The 3,446-nt window shown below is 71.6% G+C and carries 4 protein-coding genes; 1 reads left to right on the top strand and 3 read right to left on the bottom strand.

The window, feature by feature from the left end:
- Positions 1-68: 68 nt before the first annotated feature.
- From otsB to GKQ77_RS30045, 3 genes are read right to left on the bottom strand one after another with little or no spacing between them, the layout of a single operon-like run.
- Entirely contained in the window at positions 69-941 is an 873-nt protein-coding gene (gene otsB, locus GKQ77_RS30055) for a trehalose-phosphatase (protein ID WP_219692274.1), read from the bottom strand.
- A gap of 19 nt (positions 942-960) precedes the next feature.
- Positions 961-1,209 carry a DUF3263 domain-containing protein gene (locus tag GKQ77_RS30050; RefSeq protein ID WP_219692273.1) on the bottom strand — a complete coding sequence of 83 codons (249 nt, stop codon included), beginning with the start codon at positions 1,207-1,209 and terminating at the stop codon, positions 961-963.
- Positions 1,210-1,219: 10 nt separating this feature from the next.
- Entirely contained in the window at positions 1,220-2,485 is a 1,266-nt protein-coding gene (locus tag GKQ77_RS30045) for an ABC transporter substrate-binding protein (protein WP_443728933.1), read from the bottom strand.
- Between the two features lie 177 nt (positions 2,486-2,662).
- On the opposite strand from GKQ77_RS30045, the gene GKQ77_RS30040 reads away from it, so the two are divergent.
- Positions 2,663-3,446: SIS domain-containing protein (locus GKQ77_RS30040; protein WP_219692272.1), on the top strand; the 784-nt coding region annotated here is incomplete at its 3' end.

Below are 3,446 nucleotides of genomic sequence, written 5' to 3'. Positions count from 1 at the left end.
CTGTCAGGGTGGGTGGGTCGTTCACCCCGCGCTCTCGGGGTGGGTGGCCCGCTTGCCCCCCCCCGCTGTCAGGCCAGGTGGCCCGCCAAGGTGTTGAGGAGCGTCACCACTCCCCCGGGGCCGTTCACCACCAGGTCCGCGCGGTCCGAGAGTTCCGTGACCTCCGCGCTGCCGCTGCACACCAGGAGGCCCGCCATGCCGTCGCCGCGCAGTTTCTCCACGGCGGCGAAGGCGGGGATGTCGCCCAGGTCGTCGCCCGCGTAGAGCACGGACTCCGCGCCCACCTCGCGCAGGTAGCCGGCGAGGGCCACGCCCTTGTCGATGCCGGGCGGGCGCAGTTCGAGGACCATGCGGCCCGGCTCGACAATCAGGCCGTGCCGGTGCGCCAGCTCGGCGAGCGGGGCGCGCAGCGCGTCGAAGGCGGCCTGCGGGTCCCGGGCGCGGCGTGTGTGGACGGCGACCGCGCGGCCCTTCTCCTCTATCCAGGTGCCGCGCCAGGCGTCGATCGCGTCGAGGAACCCGGGGAGTTCGGCGCGGACGGCCGCGACGCCGGGGTGCGGGTCGGCCGCCTGGACGGTGCCGGTGACCGCGTCCCAGCGCTCGGCGCCGTAATGCCCGAGGACCACGAGGTGTTCGAGCCCCGGCACACCCGCGAAGCCGCCGTAACGGACGGCGACGCCCGCCGGGCGGCCCGTGACCACGGCGACGGACCGCAGGCGCGGGGCGAGCGCGGCGAGCGCGGGCACGGCGTCCGGGTGGGCGCGGGCCTGCTCGGGGTCGGGCACGATCGCGGCGAGCGTGCCGTCGAAGTCGAGGGCCACCACGGCCCGTTCGGGCCGCGCGAGAAACGCGGCGAGTCCATCGCGTCCCGCGGCGGTCACGGGCTCGGGCAGCCCGGAGGGCTCGGACTGGTCCGGCTGCACATACGTAGCGTCACCCATAGGCCCGACCCTAACCGGCTCAGCGCTCCTCGCGTCGTGACTCCCGCACCCGGCGGAGCCGATTGACCGTGATCGGGTCGTGGGCGAGGGCGCGGGGGTCGTCGAGGAGGGCGTTCAGGAGCTGGTAGTAGCGCACCGGCACCATGCCAAGCTCCTCGCGGACGGCCCGCTCCTTGGCGCCGGGGCCGGGCCAGTCCCGGCGCTCGAGGGCGAGGACGGCACGGTCCCGCGCGGAGAGCCCGTGGTCGGGGCGTTCCTGTTCGGTCATGCGGTCAACGCTATTCCGCGTTCTCCGCGGTCGACGCCTTGTTCTGGATCTGGCCGAGGATCATGGACGGGTCGGCGTCCTTGTCGACGGTCCTGCCGATGTTCCGCTTGATGGACGCCGAGACCTGCGCCCACGACGTCTTGCCCACCGGGTAGAGCTGCGAGGTCGGCAGCTCCTTGAGGAACTTGCCCAGCTCGGTGTGGCCGCGGTCCTTGGCCATCGCCTCGGACGCGGAGGTCGTCACGGGCAGGATGTCGTACTCGTTCGAGAACTCGAGGACGTTCTTCTTGCTGTAGACGTAGTCCAGGAACTTGCCGGCCTCCTTGCGGTGGCCGTTCTGCTTGAACGCCATCATCCAGTCGGCGACACCCATCGTGGCCTGCGCCTTGCCGTTGACGCCGGGCGCCGGCACCATGCCGAACTTCACGCCCTTCTTGGCGGCCATCTTCATCAGCGTCGGGTGGCCGTTGAGCATGCCGACCTCGCCGCGCGAGAACGCCGCGAACGCCTCGGCGCGGTTCATCTTGCCGGGCGCCTTCGGCCCGGTCAGACCCTTGCCGACCAGTTCGTCCCTGAGCCAGGCGAACGTCTTCGCGTTCTGCTTGGAGTCGATGTCGTACGAGCCGACGTTGTCGGTGTAACCGCCGCCGCCGCTGAGCATCCACATCAGCGTCTCGGCGGGGGCCTCCTCGGGACCGAGGGGCAGCGCGTACGGGATCTTCACGCCGCGCGCCTTGAGGGCCTTGGCGGCGGACTGCAGCTCGCCCCAGCTCCGCGGCGGGGTGAGGTTCGCGTCCTTGAAGAGCTTGGTGTTGTAGAAGAGCAGGCGCGTGGAGGAGGCGAACGGCATGCCGTACTGAATGCGGTTGACCTCGCCGGCCTGGGCGAGCGGGGCCATGAAGTCGGCCTGGGTGGCTATGGAGAGCAGTTCATCGGCCTCGTAGAGCTTGTCCTGCGCGGCGTAGTCGGCGTACGCGCCGATCTGCGCCAGGTCAGGGGCCTCGCCCTTCTTGACCATCTCCTTGACCTCGCGGTCCACGTCGTTCCAGGAGTGGACGGTCACCTCGACGTTGATGTCGGGGTTCTCCTTCTCGAAGCCCTTGACGACCTCGGCCCAGTACTTCTTGGAGCTGTTCGCCGCGGAGTCGCCGTAGTCGGCCGCCACCAGCTTGATGGTGACGTCGCCGGAGTCGCCCGGACCGCCGCAGCCGGCGAGAACTCCCGCCATGCCCAGTGCGGCCACTGCCGCGGTCAGTCCTGTCGCGCGCCGCTGCACAGCTGCCCCACCCTCATTACTTCCGCTTGCTTGTGTCGATCCAATTGAACCGCGAGTTTCCCCCGACTTCGGACACAAGGTCTACACCACCCCCGTATCACTTGTGCAACGGCGGTCCCGCCGATGACCATGGCGGGAGTCCCGCACCAGTCCCGTACTAGCGAGGAGCCCCGGCGCATGTCGCGTACCGCAGCAGAAATAGCCACTCAGCCCGCCTGCTGGCGCCGTGCGGCACAGGCGGCCGCAGCGTTCGAGGGGCTGCCGGAGCCGGGTGAGCGGGTCGCCGTCACCGGCTGCGGGACGTCGTGGTTCATGGCGATCGCGTACGCGGCTCTGCGCGAGGCCGCCGGGCAGGGCGAGACGGACGCGTTCGCGTCGTCGGAGTTCCCGGCCGGGCGGCGCTACGACCGGGTGGTGGCGATCACCCGCTCCGGCACGACGACGGAGGTCCTCGACCTGCTCGGGCGGCTGAAGGGCACGGTCCCGACCCTCGCCCTGACCGCCGACCCGAAGACCCCCGTCATGGACGCGGCCGACGCGGTCGCGGTCCTGGACTGGGCGGACGAGGAGTCGGTGGTCCAGACCCGCTTCGCCACGACGGCACTCGCCTTCCTGCGGGCCGGGCTCGGTGAGATCCCCGGCGTGAAGCCGGTGGCGGAGGCGGCGGTCGACGCGGAGCTGGCGGTGACGGAGCCGCTGCCGGACGCGGTGGTCGGGGCGGAGCAGTGGACGTTCCTGGGGCGCGGCTGGACGTACGGGCTCGCGCTGGAGGCGGCGCTGAAGATGCGGGAGGCGGCGGGGGCGTGGACGGAGTCGTACCCGGCGATGGAGTACCGCCACGGGCCGATCTCCATCACCGGCCCCGGCCGGGTGACGTGGATGTTCGGCCCGCTGCCGGAGGGCCTGGCGGGTGACGTGGCCCGGGTCGGCGGCGAGCTGGTCGCACACCGGTCCGCGGACC

The sequence above is a fragment of the Streptomyces anatolicus genome, from assembly GCF_019400875.1.
In the GTDB taxonomy this organism is placed as follows: Bacteria; Actinomycetota; Actinomycetes; order Streptomycetales; family Streptomycetaceae; genus Streptomyces; species Streptomyces anatolicus.
The sequence above is the reverse complement of the archived record's forward strand: the minus strand, read 5'-3'. Positions and strand labels throughout refer to the sequence as shown.

Coding starts and splice junctions, on each gene's coding strand:
- GKQ77_RS30050 (WP_219692273.1), bottom strand. CDS start 1,209: ATGACCGAACAGGAACGCCCCGACCACGGGCTCTCCGCGCGGGACCGT.
- otsB (WP_219692274.1), bottom strand. CDS start 941: ATGGGTGACGCTACGTATGTGCAGCCGGACCAGTCCGAGCCCTCCGGG.